Consider the following 24,073-nt stretch of genomic DNA (forward strand, 5'->3'; position numbering starts at 1 on the left):
CTCAGTCCTCCTGCGCCGGCAGCTGCCAGGTGGGGGCGTCCGGCGGGTCGACGACGGCCAGGCGCTGGGGTAGCGGGGACACGAGCAGATTGATCTCCGGCTGCACCTCGCGCATCGAGTTGGCGACGACGAACGGCGGCCGGGGCAGGCCAGGCGGGTGGGCCCGGCTGTTCTCCGGGCTGATCATCAGGGCGCTCAGCGCCTTCGAGTCGCCGACATGCTCATAGACGAGGGTCTGTCCGGCGCCCACGGCGTGCTGGCGCCGCGCGCTCCACTGGTCCAGCCGGTTGACGAAGCGCTGTCTGACCTGCTCGGCGACGCTGTCGCTCTGCGCCGCGGCGAGGATGCGGGCGCGCAGCCGGGCCACCAGCGCGTCGAGTGCGTCCCGTTCCTGCTCGACGCGCCATGCCTCCCGCTCCGGCGACAGGCCCTGCACACCCAGATGGCCCTGCATCACCCGGGCGGCGGCAACAAGCACGCCGTCGAGGCCGCGCTCCAGAGCCGTGGGTGAGAACGGGGTGACAGATAGCGCCTCGACCTGCGCGTAGAACGTCTCGTGGTAGTAGCGGAACTGCTCGTAATGAGCAAGGTCGCGAGGGCGGGCCCAGTTGCCGAGCGCGACAACCAGACCGGGTCGCCGCTGCGGGTCGCGCCCAACTCGGGAAGATGCCTGGATGTACTCGGCGGTGTTCTTCGGCTGGCCGACAACAAGCATCAGGCCGAGACGTTGGACGTCGACACCGACCTGCAACATCGAGGTGGCGAGCACGACGTCGAGGGGGCTCGCGGGTGGCCGCGGAGTGGGATGTCCGGCAGCCTCCGCCGCGATCCGGGCCTGTAGGGCCGCCGACGTGTAGTAGCCCGGGTCGAACTCGAGGGCCAGTGCGTCCAGGGTGCGGCCGATATCGGCGGACGCGATTCTGGCGGTGAGCTCACCGGTGTTCAGGTAACCGAAGGAACCGTAGCGGCGCGGGAAGCCGGAACCACGCTTGGGGCTGCGCACCCGGGTCTGGACGTCGTCGCCGATGTAACGGGACATGCCGGCGAGTTCGCGGGTGGCGTTGAAATAGCCGACGAGGGTCATGTACGGGTCGGCGGCGGCTCCGCTGCGGTCGAACAGCAGCTGCCCGGCGGACAGCAGCACCTCGGCGACCCGGATCTCCGCACTGGACAGGCGAACGCCCTGCGCGCTGACGCCGATGTAACGCCGGCCGGGATTGTCCGGACTGATCGGGACCTCTTCGGAGAAGAAGGTGTCGGCGACGTCCAGAACCTGCGGGGGGAACATCTGCACGCGCCGGCCGTAGAGCGCGCGCACCTGTTCCTCGGCGTTGCGGACGGTGGCCGTGGACGCAACGATCATGGGCTGGACGGGTCGGCTGGCCGCGTCCCGCCAGCTGCAGAGCGTCTCGACCGCGGCCTCGAACAGGCCGACCGTGGTGCCCAGCGCCCCGGTGATCAGGTGCAGCTCGTCCTGGATGATCAGATCCGGCGGGCGCAGCCGCGCCACCGGCCGCACGCCGGCCGCTGGGAGGCCCTTCTCGGCCCGATGGCTGGTCTTGATCGAGCATCCGGCGTAGTCGGGGTGCGCGTAGCCGTGCCGGCCGCAGCGACCCGAGACGTAACCGAACAGCGAGGCCGCTTCGCCCTCACGGGCGAGGCGGGCGAACTTGTCCACCGTCGCGATGACGAAGGCGGGGGTGAGCCGGTAGATCTCCTCGTCGACGGTGAGGACCGGCAGGCCCTCGTCGACGCCGCCGCCGCGGGAGAACGGGCAGCGGCCCAGGTCGTCCCCGCAGTAGACGAACACCCGGCGGGTGGCGGCATCCGCCCGGACCTGCGCCGGAGTGATCGGAGTACCGCACCAGGGGCAGCGCTGGATCTGTAGGACGGTCAGCCGGTAGCCGCTGCCGTACTCGTTGGCCTTGCGAAGCTGTTCGTTGGCTTCGTTCCAGCGTTTCGGGCTGACGTCCGTGCCGACCCACAGGCCGATCCGGAACGGCTCGCGGCCCCAGCGTGTTTCGTCTGCCCGGCGAGCCAGTTCGGCCGCGCAGATCATCGCGGTGGCCCGCTGGAACTGCTGGGAGGTGAGCAGCCGCAGCGTGTACCGCATGAGGACGCTGACACCGTCGCGCCCGTCGAGCGGCCCGTCCGCGGTCTGCAGCACACCCTGCCTGCGGCGGATCGCAAGTGTGTAGGCGGCAAGCCCCAGGTAGGCCTCGGTCTTGCCACCACCGGTCGGGAAGAACAGCAGCTCCACCCCGGCCATGCCACCACTGCGCGCCGGCGAAGCTGGGTCGGTCAGGCCGGGCAGCTGCAGCAGGATGAAGGCGAGCTGGAACGGGAACCAGGACGCCGCCGCCGGCCCACGCGCCCGCACCCGCTCGGTGGCCTCCGCCAGGGACAGCCCAGCGGTGGAGCTGCGCAACGCCGCGACCTGCGACTGCAGCCGCTGGTCGCGCATGACGGCGTTCATGAAGTGGAAGCACTCCAGCGCCTGCGGCTCGATGACCAGGTGCTCAAGCCCTGCCGCGAGCCGGGCATGAATTCTCCGCGCCTCGTGCACAGCCTCGTCGGCGTCGGTGCGCAGATGTTCGGGCAGCGTCGCGGCTTCGGCGGCACGCGCGTCGAGCCAGCTGCCGTAGCCCTCGACCAGCGGACGAAGCCCCTGGCGCAGCTCGTCTGCGGTGGCGTGCGCCAAGGCGTCCATGGACAGCAGGGCGTCGGCCACCGAGCCGGCTCTGGTCTGCGGGGTTTCCGCAGTTGGCAGCCAGGTCGTCCAGACGGCGCTTGCCCGGCGCCTGCGCGGCTCGGCCGCCCAGTCGGCCGAACAGGTGCGGCCGATGGCGAACTCCAACCGGTGCCGGTATTGCAGGTCGAGGCGACGGACCTCCTCGTCGTCCTCGGCGCGGTCCTGCTCGAGGACGTCACGGACCGGTAGGAACACCGCCTCGCCCCCGGCGGCCACGTGCAGCCGGGTCTGGAACATCCACTCGGCGACCGGGATCGTCGGCGGGGTCACCTTGTCATTGCACAGGGCAATCTCCACCAGCCGGCGACCGAAGCGCTCGTCCTCGTAGAGGTCGATACGCAGACACACCTTCTGGCTGAGCACCCGGGTGTGAGTGCGGCCCGGGGTGAGCTCGGCAAGCCGGACGGGCTCGACGATCTCCACCGGAGTGCGCCGGTAGGCCCGCAGCGGCCGGCCCTTGCGGTCTACCTCCTCGGTGGCGACGCCTTCGTAGGTGCCCCACGACGCGGTCACCGTGACCTCGGCCAGATCGGCCGGCACCTGAAAACGCAGACCCATCGACGCGGGGATCATCAGCCCCTGCTGGGGTGCCCTGTCCTCGTTACCGTCGCCATCGCCGTCCCCGCTGTCGGGTCCGCCGTCTTCTACAGACATCGCGGGGATGCCCTGCTGCGTGGTCGGCCCCGACAGGTCATCGCGGGCAACGGCCAGCGCCTCACCATCCTCAACCGCGGCCTCATCGATCCGGTTCTCCGCGAGCTTCACCGGCGCGATGTGCCCCACCAGGTACATCTGCCGCGGGCTGATCGACAGCAGCTCCTCGGGCCCACCTGCGGGCCCCAACAACTCCCGCTCCAGGATGTCGACAAGGTTCTCCCGAACCGTCACCGACGACCCGTCCGGCTGGTGCGCCAGCCGGTACTCCGGCGCCAAGCGCGCCCCCGACGGCGGCGCCGAACCCACCATCAGAACAACCCCCCCTGGTCGTGCTGCCCCTCCACCTCGGCCGCCGCCTTCTGCCGACCACGCCCTTTCCTACCGGCGGGCACCGACAGCTTCTCTTCCTCCTTTGCCCGCCTTAGGTTTTCCTCCAGCAGCCGATCCATCAGCTCCACCCGTGCCGCCGGACTGATCGTCCACCGCCGCACCTGCCGATACGTGTGAAACCCATGCCCCAACTCGACGTCCGACCACCCATACGCCGCCACCACAGCCTCATCCACTTGCGCATGCAAAGCCCGCACCAGATCAACATCCTGGTCACCTACAACACTACTATCGTTAACCAGATTATAAAGTTTAGTTAGCCCAAGACTTCTACGCTCCATTATCTCCCGACGCCCCATCTCCAGATTTTCGCCCAACTCCCACATAACACCTGTAAAGCCCGGAAGAGGGAAAGTCTCGAAAACATTTGATGGCGTGTAGCGAGGATCACTTCGCATACCGAGACCATATTTGACTACCCATGCCTGATGGAGCCCCGACGACAAAGAAGCCAGCAAAGCATACGAATCGCTGGCAAATACAATTACCGTCTGGTCGAGGACTTGACGCGATGAAACTCGAGTCGGAGCCAGCGTACTACTAGTTTGTGCGATCACAATGACCTCATCTAGGCCGGCCATTGCATGGCGCATCCCAGGTCGCTTCTCTGCAAATTGCCACCAATAATCTCGATACATTTTTCGATTATTTTTTGCACGCACAGTCTTGACTTTTTCGGTTACCCATTGAAAAATTTCCGGGTAACGCCTAGCGCAGCTATCACACCGATCACCAAAGTCTACTATCCATCTCCCCGCCACCCGGTCCGGATGAGAATTTAGATTACCTCCAGTAAGGTAGGGAAAAATAACGTCTCTATTCGCAGGATTCGCATGCATCCATACAGAAGCTTCCCGCTCAGTCAGCGTAAAGTTACCCAATGGAATACATCCCTGGAAGGCGATGTTCGAATTCTCGATAAGCCTAACCGGACTCCCATCGACACGCCCGACCCCCTCAAGAAGGGTGGAGATGTACCGAACCTTCGCGCCATCAATCACTCGATCAACTCCTTTTTCAGGAGCGAATCGACAGCCCCAGACAGCCGCGTATTCCAAATTTGCACTTGCGGCAGGCCAAGCAGCACTCTGAATCCCTCGAGTGATCGTAAAACCCATCTCGACGATCCGATCAAGACCGACTTCGCGACTTACCCCCTGAGCAATGGAGTTAGTGGCGATCAATCCAAGTACCCCAGAGGAATTCAAGAGATCGAATGCTCGCAGGAGGAAGTAAGCGACCAGATCGGCACTTCCACGGCACCCCGACGCAAGCCAGTGGACAATCCAGTCACGCACATCGGCGCCAATTGAACTGGTAAGTTTCTGCCCACCCAAGAAAGGCGGATTTCCGATTACAGCGTCAAATCCGCCACGGTCGACCATGACGTCGGGAACCTCAAGTGCCCAGTGGAGCGGCTTCCAACGGCGGTAGTCGGTACGAACGGTCGGGGTGAGTCCCTTGGATGTAATGGCATCGAGCAGCGTCGGGTCAGGTTTTTTGCCAGGACCGGGAAATGCATCGGCGGTAGCTGCCCAGAGATTCCCGTAGGCCTCGTCGAGCTGGCGGCCGGGTTTGCCGCCGAGCCAGAGGCCGGCGGCGATGATGCCGTCAGCGACGGCGGTCTGCTGGCGGGTGACCTCGTGTAGCCGGGCCAGCTGGCGCTGTTTGGCGTTGGCGTTGCGCTGGGGGTCGTCCTCCTGGACCTCGCTGGCCAGGCGGCGACGGATCTCGATCGCCTGCTGGATGACGTCGTCCAGCGGCTCGTCGCCGAACCGGGCCTGCTGTGGGCGGGTCGGGTCGATGTGCAGGGCCTTGAGCTGGCGGATGTCGGTGAGGCCGAGCAGCGAGTTGCCGTGCAGGATTTTGTCGTCGACGAAAGAGAACGGCAGGTCCCGGTCGAGGGACACCAGCCACAGCGAGAGTTTGCACATCTCGACAGCCATGCCGTTGATGTCCGCGCCGTACAGGCAGTTCGCGACTACCGCGCGAATGGCCCGGATACGCAAGTCGGTGCGACCACGCAGGGTCGGGTCCTGCCGAACCTGTGCCTCGACCACCCGGTCGGCGAGGTAGCGGGCGGCGGCAACCAGAAAGGCACCGGAGCCGGCAGCGATATCGGCGACCTTCAGCGACAGCAGCTCGTCCGAGGTCTTCAGCTTCCATGCGGTCTCGTCCGGCGTCTGATACGGACCCGGTGCGTAACACAGCGGCTGGAGGGCGTGGAAGACGACTTCTTCAGCAAGGTTGCGAGGGGTGTAGTGGGCGCCGGCATTGCGCCGTGACGGGGTTTCGGTGACCGCCATGCCGCCGCGCAGGATGACGGTGGGCCGACCCCGCAGGTCCCGCCGCACGATCGGCATCCAGCGCAGCAGCCGGACGCGCAGTCCGGCGCTGTCGGTGGTCGCGCGCAGGTGACGTTCCGCGGCGTCCTGACCATCGTCCTTCGCCAGGGCCCGGGTGAGTGCCGAGGCGCTGGGGGCCTTCGCAGCCGGCTGATGGGTCTTCACCCAGGCGAGGATCGCCGAGACCAGGGCGGCATCGGTCTCGTGCTGGCGGGAAAGGTCCTCCAGCACTTCCAGCGGGATTTCTGGTTCGGCGCCGGGAGCACCTGTGAGGCCCAGCAGGGCGATGTCGGTGACGACCGTGCAGGTGTAGCCGAGCAGGCCCTCGTAGATGTAGCCGATCTGCTCGACGTCGATGTCGCGAAAGGAGATCCGGCGGGCATCGGAACCACTGAGGTTGGCGATCTGCACCGAGCGCAGCACATGGAGCATGACCCGGTCCGGAATCGGCATGGCGAGCGAGCCACGCTCGCCAACGGCACGCAGGAACGGGAAACGGTCCTGGCCGAACAGAGATCCGCCGTAGGCGGGGATGCGCACGTCCTCGAAGGACGCGCCGCGCGACAGTGCCCGGGCGGTGGCGAGCAGCCGGTGCCAGGTGAGGAAGGTGGCGTCGAGGGCTTCCTCCCCGTCGTCGAGGGCACGGCGTTCCAGCGCGTCGAGCTCACCGCTGATGCCGTAGCCGGCGGTGAACAGGTGGCTCTGCGGGAGCAGGCCGCGTTCCTCGGCGAACAGCAGGAACACCACCTGCATCATGACCGTGACGCAGGCCTCGTAGACGGTGTGCCCGTTGGCGGGCAGCGGGGCGACGCGACCGTGGCGGCGCGCGTCGGACTGCGCCTCGGAGAACGCGGCGACGAGCAGTTCCACCGCCTGGCGAACCTGGGAGCCGAGCGCCTCGGTGACCTCCTCCGCCGCGGCGACGGATTCGGCGAACAGCACCGGAAGCCGCTCGTTCGCGGCACCACCGACGAGATGTCGGCGGTGGATCAGGGTGAGGAACGCGTCGCGGGTGCGGGTCTCCTCGGCCCAGGCGAAGGCGTCCACGATGCCGGAGGCGACCATGACGCCGGGCTGGGCGCAGACCAGCGCCCACCAGCGGCCGTCGGTGACGATGCCGATCGACACACCGCCCTCGTGCAGCATGTGTGCCATCCGGTCGAGCGGGCCCGCGGCCCAGCCGTCCGTGCCACCGGCCCGCAGGTCCTCAGTTGCCGGGATGACGCTGACCAGGGCGCCGAGCCCATCCGGTCCGGTCAGCGCGGCGGTGGGAGTCACCTGGATCTGCCGGTTCGGGGACTGCGCCGTGGCCTGCGGCGCGACCGCGGCGCCCCAGGTGAGCATGTCCTGCCAGCCGGCAACGTCGGCGAGGACCGTGCGGACCCACGTGATCTGGGCCTCCCCGAACGCGGTCCGGGTGGATTCGCTGTCCGGGTCGTCGGCGCGGTCCAGCGTCTCCCAGGCCCGTTCAAAGGTGGCGCGGGCGGCGTTGAGCGTGTCGCGGGTGTCCTGGTCGAGCGCGGGGACGCCCTGCGGCCACAGCCGCTTCAGCGGTGGGACGGCGAGGAACGGGCCGTCGGTGTCGACGAGATCCAGCCACGACCGATGCAGCTCCGCGGCACTGGGCTCGCGGCGCCGGGCTGACGCCGTCCCGGCTCCGCGAGAAACGCCGGCCGGGCGAATGTTGTTGGCCGGGCGGGTGCTGGCCAGACGGGAGCGGATGGCGCGACCGGACGCGCGGGGGGCGCTCACCAGGAACCGGCCTGGGCGGCGTCGGCCTCGGTCAGGGCGAACACGACGGCGGCCGCACTGATGTGTGGTTTGACCTCTTCGTAGCGTTGGCTGATCGTCGCCACTTCGCGGGTCTCCTCTCCGGCGAGCGATTCCAGGCGTTCCCGCATCGCCTGGATGTCGCGGCGGCGCTGGCGTTGCTGGTCGTCGGGGAACAGGGCCAGCTCCGCCTCCATCTCCGCGGTCGTCAGCTGTTCCAGCGACTCGGTGAGGTTGCGGGCGAAGGCCTTGTAGATTCCCTGGACCCGCCGGATGTCGGACTCCTCGCGGCGAGCCAGCTGGTCGCTGACCCGCCGGTGGTAGGCGTCGGCCCGGGTGGTCATCGACTCCAGCAGTCGGGTGCGCAGCGGTGAGTCCGGCGCGTTCCAGGTGTCGGTCAGCGCGGTGCGGATCTCCGCGTCGGCGAGACGCAGGTCGGTGGCGTCCAAGGCCTGGTCGAGGTGTCGCTCGGCGCGTTCCTCGGCCATCGCCCGTCGTCCACGCAGCCGGACGCCGGCGAGGAAGACCTCCTCGTGCAGGCGCAGCCCGCCCCGCCCGACCAGCACCATGCGGGTCACCGCGGCCACGAACGACTCGGGCAGGTCGGGGACGACGACGGCGCTGACCCGGTTCAGCGGCGCGTCCGCGCTCCACAGTGAGCGGCGCAGCAGCCGTTGCGCCCGCGTCACCAGCGGATGGCCCAGATGCACGTGGACGAGATGGTGCAGGGCGCCAGCCTCCTCGTCGAAGGTGATCGGTCGCAGCTGACCGGGGGTGAGCACGGTGTCGAGGCCGGTCAGCGCCGGCTGCCAGGCGGGGCTCAGCTGTGGGACGGTGAACACGGCGGCGTCGGTGTCCTGGTCACCGGTTTCCACCAGCGGCGGCTGGTGGTCGATGCGCAGGGCGGTGTCGACGACCCGGCGCAGGTTCTCCGGGGTCAGGTGCAGCCGGGCACGTTCCTCGCCATATCCGCGTTCCAGTGCTGTGAGCTGGGCGTTTAGGTCCATGCCGCCCTTGAGCGCCCGGTTGATGACGGCGTTGCCGTCGACGGGATCGCGCCGACGGCGCGCGGGCGCCCGACCGGTGAAATGCTCCTGGATCTCGGTACTGATCAGCTGGTTGACCGAACCCAGATCGGATGCGATCGTCGCGACCTTCCGCGCGATCATCCCCATGAATGCCAGGTCCGCACCGTAGGTCTCGGACGAGGCCGGAGGCGCGAAGTAGAAGATCTCCGGCCGCCGCGTCTGCCCCCAGCGGTCGATCCGGCCGATCCGCTGCTCCAGACGCGACGGGTTGAACGGCACATCCAGGTTCACCAGCCGGTGGCAGTACCACTGCAGGTCGATACCTTCACCGGCCGCGTCGGTGGCAAGCAGAACCCGCACCTTTTCCTGCGCCGGATCGGCGGTGAACCGGGCCCGGATGACCTCGCGTTCCTCCGGTGGCGTCGAACCCTGGATGACCGCGAGGACGTCCGCATAGCCGAACTGGCTCAGCACCCGGTGCGCCCAGTCGATGGTGTCGGCGTATTCGGAGAACACCACCACCCGCTCGTTGGACCATGTCCCGGCGGGCCGGCAGATCGCGTCCAGCTCGACCATCAGCGCGTCCAGGCGCGCGTCCGGGCGGCTCTCGTATCCCCGGCCCCAGGCCGCGAGCTGCTCCAGCTCGCCCGGTCGGGCGGCGACCAGTGGGTCAGTGGACTTACTGGCCCGGATGTGGCTGGCCTCCTGCTGCTCCCACAGACCCTCCTCCTCGTCGGCCTGCCCCTCGCCGAGAATGTCGTCGTAGTCGGGGTCGGCCAGGCCCTGGCCGGTGACCTGGGCGGCCAGATACTGCTCCAGGGTGGTGGTGAACGCCCAGGGGCTGGACAGAAAGCGCTTCTTGAACAGCATCGTGGTGATGTCGCCGGACGGTCCACGTCCGTTCGCCCGGGCGCTGTCGTGCAGGATGCGTGCCAGCAGGGCGAACATCTCCTGCTCACCGGGGTCGGGCTGCACCGGCAGGGCCCGGAACTGCCGGCGCTGGAAGTCCTTGTGGGGCAGGTCGCTCTTCAGCCGGCGCACCGTGACATCACGCAGGGCCGACTCGTCGAGCTGCGCGCCGCGAGAGAACCGCCTGGAATCGATCATCTCCATCAGGGCGGTGAAGGACTCCGGATGCCCGTTGTGCGGGGTCGCGGACAGGAACAGCCGGTGTTCGCACCGGTTCGCGAGGCCCCGCACCGCCTCCGTGCGCTGGGTGTCGACCGCGTAGCCGCGTCCACCGCCGACCACCGACGGGCTCGCCGGCGCGACGTGATGCGCCTCGTCCACCACGAGGATGTCGAACGCGAACCGTTTCGCGCTGTTGATCTGCGTGGTCTGGCCGTAGACGTCGCGCAGCATCCGCTGCGCCCGCACCCCGGGCAGCCAGGCCAGACTCACGATCACCCGGGGGAACAGCAGGAACGGGTTGGCGTGCAGCCCATAGGCCCGGCGGACGTCCCGCAGCCGCTCGCTGTTGATGATGGTGAAGTCAAGGCCGAACTTGTCCCGCATCTCGTCCTGCCATTTGAGCGCCAGGCTCGGCGGGCAGACCACGATCGCGGTGCGGGCCCGGTGGCGCAGCAGCAGTTCCTGGATGACGAGGCCCGCCTCGACCGTCTTACCGAGGCCGACATCGTCTGCGAGCAGCAGGTTGGTCCGGGCTGAGGACAGTGCCCGGCGCAGCGGTTCCAGCTGGTAGGCCTCCACGGAGACGCCGCTGCGAAACGGTGCCTGAAAGCTCCGGTCGTCGGCGGAGGTCACCGCGCCCCAGCGCATCGCGTCCACGAAGCCGGCGAGCAGGTTCGGGTCGTCGAAGCCGTCGGCGTTCAGCGATGTCGGCAGGCCCTGGTCCGGGGTGATCGTGTGGCCGACCTCGAGCTCCCAGACAACGGTGAGCTCCTCGCCGAGCCGGTCCTCGTCCAGCGCCTGCAACGTGACCACGTGGTTCAACCCGGCCACCTCCTCGTCGCCGGGGCTGCGTGGCAGACCCTGCTCGGCGACCAGAGCCACCGCCCAGGTCGAGCCGCGGACCTCCACGACCTGCCCCTGCTCTGGAACGGCCGGCGCCGCTCCCCCGGTGACAGCGTCGGGGCGCAGGCTCGCGGAAACGGTCATTTTATTGACTTTAACGACAATATGATGCGGGCCGTAATCGACCCCGCGCTTTGCCGACCCAACCTGTGCCGTAAAGGAACATATATGGACACTTTGCGTCTCATGTCACGCCGTACGCAGACCACTCCACCCATCGGCGAGGAGCGGCGCGGCGACGTTAGAGTGATCGTCCATGAGCGAGGTCGAGCTGCGGGACCGGGTGGCGGCGCTGCGGGGCGAGGGGAAGTCGCCGAAGCAGATCGCGCGGATCCTGGGGGTGGCGCCGTCCGTGGTGGCGCCGCTGGTGCGGGCCGCCGCGGCGCAGGCCCGGGCTGCGGCCGGGGAGCCGGCGCTGGTCGGGTGCTGGATCAACGCCGGGTGGAGCCGGGGCCTGACGGTGGATCCGGCGCGCGGCTGGGTGGACGCGGCCCTCGCAGGCGGCGATGCCTCGGGTGGCAGCGACATCCTTGCCGGCGGCGACGCCTCGGACGACGGCGACGGGGCCGAGGACGTGGTGGAGCCGATCGTCCTCGATGCCCGTAACAGCCTCGGTGGTCTGGTGACGGTGCTGGTCGCGCGGGCGCATCGCTGGGGCAGCGTGTCGGTGTGCGGGTATCTGGCGGACGTCTACTGCCTCGGGGTCAAGAACGCGATGGGGCCGGACGTCATGATGGACGTCGAGCTGCCCGGCTTCCGGGAGCAGTACTTCGCCGCCCAGTCGAACGGCTGGCAGGACGCGCCGCTCGGGCTGGCCGCCGACCTGGTCTTCGGCTCCGTCGAGTACGCGCGCGGCCTCGGTTTCGAACCGCATCCCGACCTCGCGGCGGCCGCCGGCCATCTTGGTTCGTGGGCAGGGCCATCCGCGATCACGTTCGGGAAGGACGGCCGGCCGTTCTACGTCTCCGGGCCGTACGACGACCCCCGTCGGGTCATGCGGACGCTGCAGAGCGCCTCGACCGACGCCCAGCCCGGCTTCGTCCTCGGCCCGGCGGGTTGACGCCGGACCTTGCCGCCGACGCCGCCGACGCCGGATCGAATGGGCGCGTGTCGGCGGGCCACTCCCCCACCTGCACATCGGAGAGTGATTTCCTAACTTCATAGCGTCGCCACCAAGGCGGCCGGGTATCCGTCCTGGAGGCGGCGATGCGCCCGAAGCGTGCGGTCAGCATGGCGGCGGCAACGGCAACGACGGCGCTGGTGGCCGCGACCGTCGCCGCGATGTCAACCGGAGTGGCCGTGGCCGCGCCGCCCGCCGCGCCGCCATCGGCGCCGGCAGCGGCGAGCGTGCCCGCCGTCCCGACTGTGCCGCCGGTCGATCTCGGGGGCCTGCCCGGTCTGCTCTACACCAACGCGACCGCGATCAACGACCATGGCGACGTCGTCGGCTCCGGTTACAGCTCGCCATACGACAACCACGGGTTCCGCTGGTCGCAGGGCGCCCTCACCGCACTGCCCGACACCGCGCGCGCCCCGTTCAGGATCAACAACGCCGGGCAGATCGCCGGCACCCTGCCGGGCCGTTTCTACTCCCCCGGCTTCGTGCTCCGTCCCGATGGCACCGTGGTCGCCCTCGACTTCTCCACGTCCGACCAGAACGAGCGGGGCGAGGTCGTCGGCACGGGTCCGGTGACCGGCGGTGGAACGCACGCGAAGCTCTGGCGCGACAACCACACCTTCGACCTCGGTGCTCCCGCCGGTCACACCAGCGACGCCCGGGCCATCAGCAGCAACGGGTGGATCCTGGGCGAGATCCAGGACAGCAGCCACGGCGACGACTACTTCGCCCGCTGGATCCGTGGCCGCTGGGTGCCGCTGCCCACTCCGAGCGGCTACGGTTCGGACATCAACGGCCGGGGTGACGTCGTCGGCTGGGTCACGAACGCGGACGGCGTCACCCACGCCATGCTGTGGCAGGGCGACCATGCCATCGACCTGGACCCCACCGATCCGCTCAGCACGGCGGTGGCCATCAACGACGCCGGCCAGATCCTCGGCGACACGTTCGATCCGGTGACCAACATCGGACGCATCCTGCTCTGGGACCACGGCCAGCAAATCGATCTGGGCACCTTCGGCGGCCTGTTCACCCGGCCGATCGCCCTCAACCAGCGCGGCGACATCATCGTCGGGACCAGCACCGCGGCCTTCCGCCGCAGTCACGGGCGGACCGTGCAGCTCGGTGGCGTCGGTGCCTGGCCGGCGGCCATCAACAACCGTGGCCAGGTGGTGGGCACCATCCAGGCGCCTGACGGCACCAGCCACGCCGCCCTGTGGAACTGACCAGCCGGCAGCGACAGCACCGGCAGCGACACCGCTTGTGCCACGCGCGACCCAGCCGCTATATCTGACGTAAGGCACGTCACATCGATGTCGCGGCAGCTCGGCGTCGCGGCAGAGGCGGGGTAGATGGATCTCGGACTGGGCGGGGCCAGGGTCGTCGTCAGCGGCGGCTCCAGGGGAATGGGCCGGGCGGCCGCGGAGCGGTTCGCCGCCGACGGTGCCCGGGTGGCGGTGTTGGCCCGCGGCAAGGACGCGCTGGAGGAGACCGTCGAGGCGCTACGTGGGCTCGGTTCGCCGGACGCGCTCGGGATCCCCACCGACCTGACCGACGCCGACTCCGTGCAGGCCGCCTTCGACACGATCACCGAGCGGTGGGGCAGCCTGAACGTCCTGGTGAACGCCGCCGGCCCGGTCGAGGTCGGCGTCCGCCCGTTCGACGACCTCAACGACGCCGAATGGCTGGCCACCTTCGACATCGGCACCCTGAGCGCGGTGCGCTGCGTGCGCGCGGCGCTGCCGGCGCTGCGGGCGGCCGAGTGGGCGCGCATCGTCAACGTCAGCGCCCATTCCACCCGGCGGCAGTCCCCGCGGCTGGTCGCCTACACCGCGGCCAAGTCGGCGCTGACCAGCCTGAGCAAGAATCTCGCGCAGTCACTCGCGCCCGACGGGATCCTGGTCAACACGGTGTCGCCGGGGTCGTTCCTGTCCCCCGCGCTGAAGGGGTACCTGCGCACCCTCCCGCCCGAGCGGGGCATCGACCCCGACAGTCTTGAGGACGCGATGCGCGTCATCCGGGAGGACTACGACCACCCGGCCTTCCTGCCCCGCGCCGGCGACCCGACCGAGATCGGCCCGGTCATCGCCTTCGTCGGCTCCCGCCTCAACAGCTACATGACCGGCGCGAACATCAACGTGGACGGCGGCAGCGACTTCTGACCCGCACCTCCACCGGCGACACCCGCCAGATCCGTGCTCCAGGTCTGTCCAGATCTGTGACTCGTGCCCCTCCACATCTGTGGTTGACGGCCGTCCAGATCTGGGATTCAGGGTCGTCCAGATCCGTGGTTCGGGTAGCCTGGCGGCCATGGATGCACGGCTGCACGGGCTGGTGCCGCGACGGCTGGGGCCGATTGTCGCGCGCCGGATGGCCGACGAGCCGGTGGTGCTCCTGCAGGGGCCCCGCTCGGTCGGGAAGTCGACCCTGCTGCGCAGCCTCGCCAGCGACATCAACGCGGAGCTGGTCGACCTCGACGATGTGGCCGTGCGCGACGCGGCGGCCAGGGACCCGGCGCTGTTCGTCTCGGGCACCCGACCGATCTGTATCGACGAGTACCAGCACGTTCCGATCATCCTCGACGCCATCAAGGCCGAGCTCAACCGGGACGGCCGGCCCGGCCGGTTCGTTCTGACCGGCTCGGCCCGCCACGATGCCCTGCCCCAGGCCGCGCAGGCACTCACCGGCCGCCTGCACCGGCTACCGGTCTACCCGCTGTCACAGGGTGAGTTACACGGGGTCCACGAGCATCTGCTTGACGATCTGTTCACCGACCCAGGTGCCACCGTGGCCGCCGCGGCGGCTCGGCCCTCGGCGACGACCCGCGAGCGGTACATCGACAGCGTCACCATGGGTGGGTTCCCCTCGGTGCTTGCCCGCGCCTCCCTCACGTCGCGCAACCGCTGGTTCGACGACTACGTCAGTCTCAGCCTCGAACGCGACGTGGCGGGCCTGCGCCGGATCCGCCAGGCCGCCGCGCTGCCGGCCCTGCTCGAACGGCTGGCCGGTCAGACCGCACAGATCCTCAACATCACCCGGGCGGCGTCCGACGTCCGGCTCGACGAGTCGACCGCGCACAGCTATGTGCGCCTGCTCGAAGCGGTGTTCCTGCTGTACCGGCTACCCGCCTGGGGCACCACCCTCACCGCGCGCTCCGCCTCCTCGCCGAAGCTCCACGTCCTGGATTCCGGGGTCGCGGCCCGACTGCTGCGTCTCACCCCGCAGAAACTGGCGGCCCGCAGCCCGGCCGCGCTGACCGAGTTCGGGCATCTGCTCGAGACGTTCGTCGTCACGGAGCTGCTCAAACAGGCCTCCTGGGCGGACTGGTTCAGCGGAGCCGGCCACTGGCGCACCCGCGGCGGGGACGAGGTCGATCTTGTGATCGAACGCGACGACGGAGCGATCCTCGCGTTCGAGATCAAGGCCGCCGGCCGGGTGCCCGGCGATGATCTCGCCCCCCTGCGGAAACTCCGCGACACCGTCGGCGACGCCTTCCTCGCCGGCGTCGCGCTCTACCTCGGCGCGCGTTCCTACACCTACGAAGACCGCCTGCACGTCCTGCCCGTCGACACCCTCTGGGCCCCCTGACCACATGCTCCGCTGACCGTGTTGCTCCTCTCGCTGGCTGGGCTTCCGGCGGCTGATCACCTGGAACGGTCGGCGGCGACCTCGTCGCGGGTGTGCAGGGAGGCGAGGTCGGCGGCGGCGCGGCCGGAGGCCCAGCCCTCGCCGTCGTTGGCGCGGATGGCGTGCGAGGTGAGCTGGGGGAACATCGCCGTGGTCGCCGCCTGGACGGAGTCGGTGCGGGCGGCGAGCACCGGCAGCAGGCGGCTGTCGCCGGCCGCGGCCACGGCCTCGTCGCGGACCTGCTCGGACGCGGCCCGCAGGCGCTCGCCGATGCGCATGGCGAACGACGCCAGGAACGACTGGCGAAACGAACGGGTGCGGGATCGTCCCGCGCGGTCCTGGCGGGCGCCGGCCCGGGTCATCGCCGTGGTCGCCTGCAGCAGCAGCGACGTGTAGAGCAGTTCGACGGCGTCCAGATCGGGTTCGAAACCGATCACCGTCGAGTGGCCGAGGTGCTTCGACCACACCGTGCGGCAGCGGTTCGCGTCGGCGACCACGTCGAGCAGGGTCGCCTTGGCCATCTCGTAGGGATTGTCGATGCCGACCCGGCGCCCGGTCGGCTCCTCCCGGGAGCCCTGGCCGGCCGCGAGCAGCGCCTCGTCGATGCTGTGGCGGGCCATGAGCTGCTGGGCCTTGGCGGTCAGCGCCTCGGCCTCGTCGGCGAACTCGGTCGACTCGGCCTTCGCCAGCAGCGCGCGGACCTTGTCGAGGATGCGCGTGTCGGCACCCTCACCGGCGCCCTGACCGACGTTCGGACCGGCGCCCCCGGCTGGTCGAGAACCGCTGCCGCGCGAGGAGTGCTCCCGCCGAGCGGTGCCCGGTGGGGGGCCGAGCATCTCCACCTCGGGCAGCCGGTGCAGCACCCCGAGCAGCTCGATGACGTCGCTCAGGACCATGACCCGCACGCGTCCCTCCCGCTCGCCCCAGGCATCCAGCCACTGGTCGTCGTGCTCCCACCACACGCTGGCGCCGAGGCTGCCCAGCTGGGCCGGCCACCGCTCGTCCACGGTGGCCGGGGCGTAACGCCGCAGCTGGCCGGCGATGGCGTCGAGCACCAGCCGCACGCGGCGCTGGTCGCTCTGGCGGCCGACGATCCGGTGCAGGTCCACCGGCTGCCAGCCACGCCGCCAGAGGGTCTCCAGGACACGGTCGAACCAGCCGACCAGCGCCCTGTTGACGGTCCGACGCCCGCTGGGCCCGTTCGGCGGGTCGGACAGGGCGCTCAGGAACCCCATGAACGACTCGTCGTCCTCGGCGAGCAGTGCGGTCAGCGCATCGGCGATGATCAGATCGACGAGCTCCGCCAGCGATTCCCGCGGCGGCACCGGCGGCCCGAACGGACCTGGCTGCCCGAACGGACCCGCCTCGGTCCCGGCGTTGCGGGCCCGGGCCCGGGCCCGGGTGGCGCGCGCCTTCTCCTTGGCCTTACGTCGTTCCCTGTTCTGGCTGCCCACGCGTCTCTCCCGCTGATCGACCCTACGCTCGCCGAGTATCGCAAGCCGCCCAGGGCCCCGGAGAACAGACCAACGGCCAGCACCCGGGCCTACACGTGGTCTCGATGCAGTGCACCACCGCCGCGCCGACCGACGACCACAACCACGACCGTGGCCACGGCCACGGCCACGGCCACGGCCACATCAGCCGTCACGGGCCGTTGCCGACTCCAGCGGCCCGGTGGGGCGGATGGGTCCTTCGGCAGGGATTAAACGCGCTGGGCACCGGATAGCTGCCTTCCGCCCAGGATGGGGTGCGCAGCCGGTTCACCAGCATCCGAGCCACCATCGGAAACGTTCGTGGACAGCGCGTTAGCCGCCCGGGCGGGCCGGGACGGGTGCCTGGACGCCAGCAGCCGGCGCCGGGGGGCCGAACAGGGCGGCGCGCACGGCGGCGAGGTCGGTCAGCCCGGGGAGCACGGCGCTGGCGCCGGCCGCCGCAAGCTCCTCCAGGCTGGTCGTGCCGGTGGCGACACCGACCGCGCGCACCCCGACGTCGAGGGCGCCGCGCATGTCGTGGACGGTGTCACCGACGACGATCACCCGGGCGGGGTCGAAGGTCGTCGTGTGGGCGGCCTCGGCCCGTCCGACGGCAAGGCGCACCAGGTCGGCCCGGTCGGCGCTGACATCCCCGTAGCCACCCAACTCGAGATCGAGATGCCGGGTGAACCCGAACACGGCCAGTTTGACCTCGGCGACGGGACGGACGTTGCCGGTCACCACCGTCTGCACCACCCCGTCGGCGGCCAGGTCCGCGAGGGTTTCCCGGGCTGCGGGCAGGGCCCGGCCGCGCCGGTGCATCTCGTCGCGCAGGGCGACCGCGGCCAGCGCCATCTCGGCGTAGAACACGGCCAGCATCGGCGCGACGTCGCTGATCCCGGAGCGCTGCAACGTCTCGGTGACACTCGCCCGTTCGGTTCGGCCGGTCAGATCCACCTCGATGTCCAGCGGCCGTCCGACGACCCGCTCGAACGCCCGGGCATACAGTTCCCGGCTGATCCCGCCGGCGTTGAGCAGCGTTCGGTCGATGTCCCACAGGACGAGCGCGGGCGCAGGCATGCCCCGATGCTCCCATGCGCCGACCGCCCGCCGCCCCGAAGCTGCGTTGCGTCGACGCCGGCTGGCTGATCCCGGCCACCGGCGCCGAACATGTCGGACCCGGTCGCTAGGCTCGGCCGCGCCGGATCACGAGAACTCCGGATCATGAGAACGCACAGCTACCTGTACAGGGGGGCAACAGTGGCGCGAGAGGTCATCTCCATCGTCAACGTGTGGTGCGACAACGGCGGGCGTCACCCACACGAGCGGGCCGCCGCGACGACGAGCGCGGCGTTCGCGTTCGACGGTCAGCTCGTCCGCCTCGATCTGTGCGCCGAATGCCGCGACGAACTGTCGTCCGTGCTCGGTGAATACGCCGAGTTCGGCGAGGCGACCCCGCTCGCCCGCGGCGCCCGCCTCGACACCACCTGGTCCACGATCGAGGAGAACGACGCCACGAACGCCTCGGAGCCGGCTCCGGCCACCTCCGCCGGATCGGCCCCGCGCACCCGGAAGCCGGCGGCTGCGGCCTCGGCCTCGGCCTCGGCCGCCGAGGATCAGCCCCGGCGGCCACACCAGATCGCCTCCACCAACGAGGTCCGGGCCTGGCTGCGCGACCACGCCGGCGAGTACGACGCCCCCGTCCCCTCCCGCGGCGCCCGCCTGTCCGCCGACCAGAAGGCCGCCTACGATCAGGCCCACGGCTGGGCGCAGGTCGACGGCACCTGGCGCCCCGCCGCCCCGTCCGACGGCGATGCGCCCGCGCGGACCGGGGCCGAGGCCACCGAAACCGCCGATGCGCCGTCCGACGCCGTCCCGGTAACCGCCGACCTCGCCCACGTATGACCTGCGACCACTGACGTCGGCCACGTACGTGTGCGGAGACAACGCCTGCTGGGTACCTCGCCGCCCATCGCCGTCAGGCGGCGAGGTTCATCAGCTCGACCCGCTCACCTTCCCAGTTCTCCGGCGCAGCGGTCGCGACCACCGCGGCGACCGGACGATGCGGCATCGGACCCGCCGTGTGACGGATGTGGGCCGCCGCCCAGGTCTCGTCGCGCGCAACAGCGAGCGCCGCCGACAGGTCCAGGTCCACCATGAGCACGCCCGGCAAGGAGGCGATGTGCTCGGCCACGCCCCGACGGATGCGGTCAGCCTCGACCAGCGCGCAGGTCGGCGCGTACACCCGAGGGCCGCCGGGCTGCCCGGCGTGGACGATGAGCCTCGAGCCAAGCAGGTTCCCACGGCCGATCGCGAGCATCGCCGTCGCGTCGAGCACCACGTGGGCCGGCATGCTCACTGCGCTGGCCGTGGGCGGACGAGGTGCGCGCAGCGACGCTCGAGCTCCGCATCGCTTTCCGCGATCTCGGCCTCGGTCGGGTTGTAGCCGGAGTACGCGAACAGGGCCTTGAGCGCACGTTCGGACTGCTCGCGCCGTTCCTGATCCGTGTACACCTCCACCGAATGCGCCAGACGCGTCAGATACGTCCGCAGCGACATCCCCTCGTCCCGCGCGATCCGGACCAGCCGATCACGCACATCCTCAGGAACCTGGATCAGAGCTTCGGTCAGGGCCATCGATCCTCCACCCACCGATACGGACGGACGGTGCCCGATCAGGGTACGACAGGTGAGGCCGAAGTGGATCTGCTTTGAAGAAAATGCCCGCGCGTCACGACCGGAGCACCAACAGTGCTCCAGGGGTTCCGCGGAACCGCACTGCCGCCCACACCCGACGGCGGAACGGCGAGCCGTACTTCCTGACCCAACCGACCCGACCGGATTAAATGATCTTACTGGCCGCCGGCGAGCACGCGGCGAGCAGATCACGGGCCGAGTCGGCTTCGGCCGCCCGGGCCAGCGTGTCGTGCAGGTCCTCGACGCGGGCGCCGTCGAGGCGGGTCCGGGCGCCCAGGCGGAACTTCGTCGCGATCTCCTGGTCGTCCAGCGGCCGGTCAGGGCCGCCGCGGTTGCGCTCCACCCGAGCCTCGTGGCGGCGTCCGTCGGTCATCTCCACGCGCAGCACCGCAGGCAGGTGCCGTGGGAACAGGCTGTCGCAGGCCTCGTCGGGCACACAGGTGACCTCCGCGGCGACGGTGTACGGCCCGGAGAACGCCGCCGCATAACCGCTGGGCGGCGCGGCCTTGAGCGCCGCGGGCTCGGCGATGGTGCGCAGCACGGCACTCGGCGCGCCGAGCTCGATCCCGACGATCTCGGCCGGGTTCACGCCACGGTCGCGCAGGTCGAGGGCCGCGTCGATGCCGGCGTGGGTGAAGTGGTTGCACGGGTACGGCTTCGTGTGGACGTCGTCGGACTCCCAGACCTCGCCGAGCCCCGCGGTGACCCGCTGCGGCACCGCCTGGTCGCCGCACCAGGCCTGGAAGAAGCCGAACCGGCCCTCCAGTACCGTCGGCGGCCCGGTCAGGCCGGCGGCGGCGAGCTCGCTGGCCACGATCGCACTGTGCGCGGCCCATCCGGTGTGCACCCGTTTGGCCGTTCCGCCGGTGCGGTTTGCCTCCAGGAGGCCTGAGCCCATGCTGGCGGCGATCCCGGCGGCGTGGGCGACGCCCTCGGCGTCAAGGCCGGCGAGCATGGCCGCAGCGACCGCTCCGGCGACGGCCCCGCAGATCGCAGTGGCGTGCTGGCCCCGCTCGAAAAAGATCGAATTGCCGAGCGAGGGGTCATAGCCGGCCAGGCCGAGCCGCACGCAGAACTCGTTGCCGACCGCGATCGCGTCGAGCATCGCGGCGCCACCGTGGCCCGCGCGCTCGGCCGCCGCCAGCGCCACCGGCACCACCGTCGCGCTGGGATGCAGCACAGACGGAAGGTGCGTGTCGTCGAAGTCGAGCGCATGGGCGAGGGTGCCGCCGAGCAGGGCGGCGCTGGCCGCCGGGTAGCGCCGCGAGCTGCCGGGCACCGACGCGGGCCCGTCGCCGCCCCAGCCGTCCACCACGGTGCGCACGATCGTGGCAATCGGCTCGCCGCTGGCGGCCAGGCTGTTGCCGACGACGTCGAGCAGCCGTCCGGTCGCCCGGTGCCGCCGCTCGGCCGGCAGGCCCCGCTCCCGCACACCGACGGCGAACTCGGCCACCTGCTGGATCAGGGAGCCCTGGCCCGATGCCGGCCGGCCCACGCCACGCGGGTAGGTGGCGCTCTGATCCTGGTTGGGCGTGGTTGTCATGCGTCCTCCCCCATCAGGGTCGGGTCGGTGCCGAACCGGTCGGCGAGGGCGAGCAGACTGGTGGCGCGACGTACCACCGCCGCGTCGACGAAGTCGCCGTCCGCGGTGGCCAGCGCGCCGCGCCCGGCGTCGGCGGAGCGGCGTAGCCGAGCCACGAGCTCCCGCGCGGCACGCACCTCCCGCGGCGTCGGAAGCTGGGCCGGATGCACGGCTGTGCGGCCGAAGAACCCGGCTGCCCGCCCGGCCCGGGTCGTGCGTCGCAGCCCGGCCGGGTCGGCCAGCGCCGCGTGGATCGACTGCACCGGGCGCGGGAGTCCCCGTGCCCGGGCCTGGATGACGCAGTGGGCGCGGGCGTTGTCGAGGAGGGCGTCGGCACCGGCGGCCAGCCGGCGGAACAGCTCCTGCCCCCAGGCCGGCCGAGCTGCAGCGTCCTTGTTGCTGCATGGCACGTTTCCTCCTGTGCGTACTCCCCCGGGGTGCGGACCTCTGCGGTGCGTGCTCCGGCGGGACGGCTGCGCCGGTGGGGCGGGTCAGGCTGGTAGGGCGGGTCAGGCTGGTGGGAACGTCTTCGCCAGGTGGTCGAGGACGGCGTCGGTGTCGTCGACCTGGCTGATCCGCGGGAGGACCCAGCGCAGCGCCGCGTCATGCTCCTCGGCGCTCGGCCCGCTGATCGCGTCGGCGACGACGATGGTGCGGTAGCCGTGTTCCCAGGACTGCCGCACGCTGGACTCCACGCCCAGCGTCGTCACCAGGCCGGTGACCACCACGTCCCGCACGCCCCGGCGACGGAGCTGGTCATCCAGATCGGTGCCGTGAAAGGCACTCCATTGACGTTTGGTGATCACGATGTCACCCGGGCGCACGCCGAGCTCGTCGACCAGGGTGCTCCAGTGCGGGTCCAGGTTGGGCGGGACGCCCGGTCGGTCGACGGGGGTGCGCAGGGCCGCGCCGCCGTCGGGCCCATGATCCACCCGCACAGCGAACACGGGCCGCCCCGCGGCGCGGAAGGCCTCGGCCAGCCTCGCGCTGCGGGCCACGACGGCGCCTGCCGGGTTCGGCGCGATCGGCATACCCACGATGCCGTACTGCAGATCGATCATGACGAGAGCGACGTCCGAGGTCAGATGGGTCAGGGGCATGACTGTTCCTCTCCTGTGCAGGCGTGGGAACGAGCAGATGCACGGGCATGCCGGGCCGGCAGCGCCGCGGCGGCCACCAGCGCAAGGCTGATCACGGTGATGACGGCGGCCAGGTGGTGCAGACCGCGACTGCCGGCATGATCGCCGAGGGTGAGCCCGACGAGGGCAGCCGCCAGGTTCGCCCCGACGTACTGGGACGTGCGGTACAGGCCGGAGGCGGTACCGAGACGCTCCGGCTGGGCCGCGGCGTACATGGCGGTCTGGTTTCCCATGTTGTTGAAGCCGTTGGGCAGCCCGAGCACGGCGGCGGCCAGCAGCAGTACACCCACCGGCGTCGCGCCGCCGATCCCGAGCAGGGCGAGGCTGCCCGCGAGCAGGCCGACCGAGCCGATGACCAGCAGCCGGCGGTTGTCGCCGCGGCGCGACATCCGGGTGGCGAGCACCGTGGCCACCACCCCGAGACACGCGATCGGCAGCACGACCAGGCCTGCCTGGGCGCTGCTCATCCGCCGGCTCTGTTCCAACCACTGCGGAAGCCCGTAGAACACCGAGTAGAAGACGACGTAGGTCACCGCACAGCGCAGGTAGGTGGCCGTGAGCGGCCGGTTCGACGCGAGCATGCGCACGTCGATGAAGGGGCTGGCGCAATGCCGTTCCCAGCCGACCAGGACCAGCATGAGCAGCGCCGCGCCGACCAGGTCGAGCCAGATCGGACCGTGCGCCACCGAGAACAGGAACAGCAGTAGGAAGACCATGCCGCCGGCGAACAGGACGATACCGAGCGGATCGAGTGCCCGCAGCGCCGCGCCCGCGGGCGTGTTCACGCGCGCGTCCCGGCGGATCCGGCGCAACGCCAGGACCAGCGCGAGGGCCGCGACGGGGAGGTTCACCCAGAAGATCGACCGCCAGCCCGCCACCACCACCAGCACCCCGCCCAGCGGCGGGCCGAGCGCAACGGCGACCTGGGACGCCGCGGAGATCGCGCCCAGCGCCGACGCGGAGCTCGCCTCAGGACCGGTGCGGTCGGCCCAGTCCCGCACCAGTGCGACACCCGCGGGATAGGCCGCCGACGTGCCGACCCCCAACAGCACCCGCGCGATGAGCAGGTAGCCCAGGGTCGGGGCGAACGGCGCGGCACACGCTGCCACGATGATCATCAGGAGGCCGGCGCAGAAGATCCGGCGCGGGCCGAACTGGTCGGCGAGCCGGCCCATCGTGGGCTGCGCCACCGCGTTCGCCAGATAGAGGCCCGAGACCAGCCACACCACCGAGGCGCCGGCGTGAAAGTGGTCCCCGATGGCAACCAGCGCCACCGCGATCATGGAGGAGTTCAGCGCGTTCAGCAGCGTCCCCAGCACCACCGGCAGCAACAGTGCCAGCGGCGGACGTGTCGCCGCCAGCGCGGGGATCGGCTGCGGGGGGGAGCTGAGGGGGGGAGCGGGGACCGGCCTGGTGCCGGCCACCGCTCCGGTGTCACTCGCGGTCATGACAGCCTCCCGACT

General features: G+C 70.3%; 16 protein-coding genes. 5 read left to right on the forward strand and 11 right to left on the reverse strand.

Annotated elements, in window-relative coordinates:
* Position 1 precedes the first annotated feature (1 nt).
* Genes drmA through drmD form a run of 3 tightly spaced genes read right to left on the reverse strand, consistent with a single transcriptional unit; the run spans position 2 to position 11,060 of the window.
* Positions 2-3,718, reverse strand: a complete 3,717-nt coding sequence (drmA, locus tag ND747_RS04415) for a DISARM system helicase DrmA (protein ID WP_251731989.1) — start codon at positions 3,716-3,718, stop codon at positions 2-4.
* Positions 3,718-7,896 carry an Eco57I restriction-modification methylase domain-containing protein gene (locus ND747_RS04420; RefSeq protein ID WP_251731990.1) on the reverse strand — a complete coding sequence of 1,393 codons (4,179 nt, stop codon included), beginning with the start codon at positions 7,894-7,896 and terminating at the stop codon, positions 3,718-3,720. Before ND747_RS04420 ends, drmA begins: the two co-directional genes overlap by 1 nt.
* On the reverse strand, positions 7,893-11,060 hold the full coding sequence (drmD, locus tag ND747_RS04425) for a DISARM system SNF2-like helicase DrmD (protein WP_251731991.1): 3,168 nt from the start codon (positions 11,058-11,060) through the stop codon (positions 7,893-7,895). Before drmD ends, ND747_RS04420 begins: the two co-directional genes overlap by 4 nt.
* A 172-nt stretch (positions 11,061-11,232) precedes the next feature.
* On the opposite strand from drmD, the gene ND747_RS04430 reads away from it, so the two are divergent.
* From ND747_RS04430 to ND747_RS04445, 4 genes are all read left to right on the forward strand, one after another.
* A complete protein-coding gene (locus ND747_RS04430) occupies positions 11,233-12,036 on the forward strand; it encodes a helix-turn-helix domain-containing protein (protein WP_251731992.1) in 804 nt (267 codons plus the stop codon).
* A gap of 146 nt (positions 12,037-12,182) precedes the next feature.
* Complete coding sequence (locus ND747_RS04435; RefSeq protein ID WP_251731993.1) at positions 12,183-13,319, forward strand: hypothetical protein; 1,137 nt, start codon at positions 12,183-12,185, stop codon at positions 13,317-13,319.
* Between the two features lie 126 nt (positions 13,320-13,445).
* Positions 13,446-14,255: an SDR family NAD(P)-dependent oxidoreductase gene (locus tag ND747_RS04440; protein WP_251731994.1), complete on the forward strand. Its 810-nt coding sequence runs from the start codon at positions 13,446-13,448 to the stop codon at positions 14,253-14,255.
* A gap of 148 nt (positions 14,256-14,403) precedes the next feature.
* The gene (locus ND747_RS04445) at positions 14,404-15,681 is read left to right on the forward strand and encodes an ATP-binding protein (RefSeq protein WP_251731996.1); all 1,278 of its coding nucleotides are present in this window, start codon (positions 14,404-14,406) and stop codon (positions 15,679-15,681) included.
* Between the two features lie 56 nt (positions 15,682-15,737).
* Here the strand turns inward: ND747_RS04445 and ND747_RS29670 are convergent, their stop codons facing one another.
* Together ND747_RS29670 and ND747_RS04455 are read right to left on the reverse strand one after the other, a co-directional pair.
* Positions 15,738-17,174: a DUF2786 domain-containing protein gene (locus ND747_RS29670; protein ID WP_251731997.1), complete on the reverse strand. Its 1,437-nt coding sequence runs from the start codon at positions 17,172-17,174 to the stop codon at positions 15,738-15,740.
* Between the two features lie 351 nt (positions 17,175-17,525).
* Positions 17,526-18,272, reverse strand: a complete 747-nt coding sequence (locus tag ND747_RS04455) for an HAD family hydrolase (RefSeq protein ID WP_251731998.1) — start codon at positions 18,270-18,272, stop codon at positions 17,526-17,528.
* Positions 18,273-18,452: 180 nt separating this feature from the next.
* On the opposite strand from ND747_RS04455, the gene ND747_RS04460 reads away from it, so the two are divergent.
* Positions 18,453-19,097, forward strand: coding sequence for a hypothetical protein (locus tag ND747_RS04460; protein ID WP_251731999.1), 645 nt, complete (start codon positions 18,453-18,455; stop codon positions 19,095-19,097).
* Between the two features lie 73 nt (positions 19,098-19,170).
* Here ND747_RS04460 and ND747_RS04465 read toward each other — a convergent pair whose 3' ends face one another.
* The 6 genes from ND747_RS04465 to ND747_RS04490 form a co-directional block, all read right to left on the reverse strand.
* Positions 19,171-19,545, reverse strand: coding sequence for a hypothetical protein (locus tag ND747_RS04465; RefSeq protein ID WP_285899978.1), 375 nt, complete (start codon positions 19,543-19,545; stop codon positions 19,171-19,173).
* A 2-nt stretch (positions 19,546-19,547) separates the two neighbouring features.
* Positions 19,548-19,829, reverse strand: a complete 282-nt coding sequence (locus tag ND747_RS04470; RefSeq protein WP_251732001.1) for a hypothetical protein — start codon at positions 19,827-19,829, stop codon at positions 19,548-19,550.
* A 205-nt stretch (positions 19,830-20,034) separates the two neighbouring features.
* Positions 20,035-21,432: an MmgE/PrpD family protein gene (locus ND747_RS04475; RefSeq protein ID WP_251732002.1), complete on the reverse strand. Its 1,398-nt coding sequence runs from the start codon at positions 21,430-21,432 to the stop codon at positions 20,035-20,037.
* Positions 21,429-21,881, reverse strand: a complete 453-nt coding sequence (locus ND747_RS04480; protein WP_251732003.1) for a hypothetical protein — start codon at positions 21,879-21,881, stop codon at positions 21,429-21,431. Before ND747_RS04480 ends, ND747_RS04475 begins: the two co-directional genes overlap by 4 nt.
* 99 nt (positions 21,882-21,980) lie before the next feature.
* The gene (locus tag ND747_RS04485) at positions 21,981-22,571 is read right to left on the reverse strand and encodes an isochorismatase family protein (RefSeq protein ID WP_251732004.1); all 591 of its coding nucleotides are present in this window, start codon (positions 22,569-22,571) and stop codon (positions 21,981-21,983) included.
* Positions 22,562-24,058: an MFS transporter gene (locus ND747_RS04490; protein ID WP_251732005.1), complete on the reverse strand. Its 1,497-nt coding sequence runs from the start codon at positions 24,056-24,058 to the stop codon at positions 22,562-22,564. The genes ND747_RS04485 and ND747_RS04490 overlap by 10 nt, the downstream gene beginning before the upstream one ends.
* Between the last annotated feature and the right edge of the window lie 15 nt (positions 24,059-24,073).

The organism is Frankia sp. R82, assembly GCF_023716925.1.
Taxonomy (GTDB): Bacteria; Actinomycetota; Actinomycetes; order Frankiales; family Frankiaceae; genus Frankia.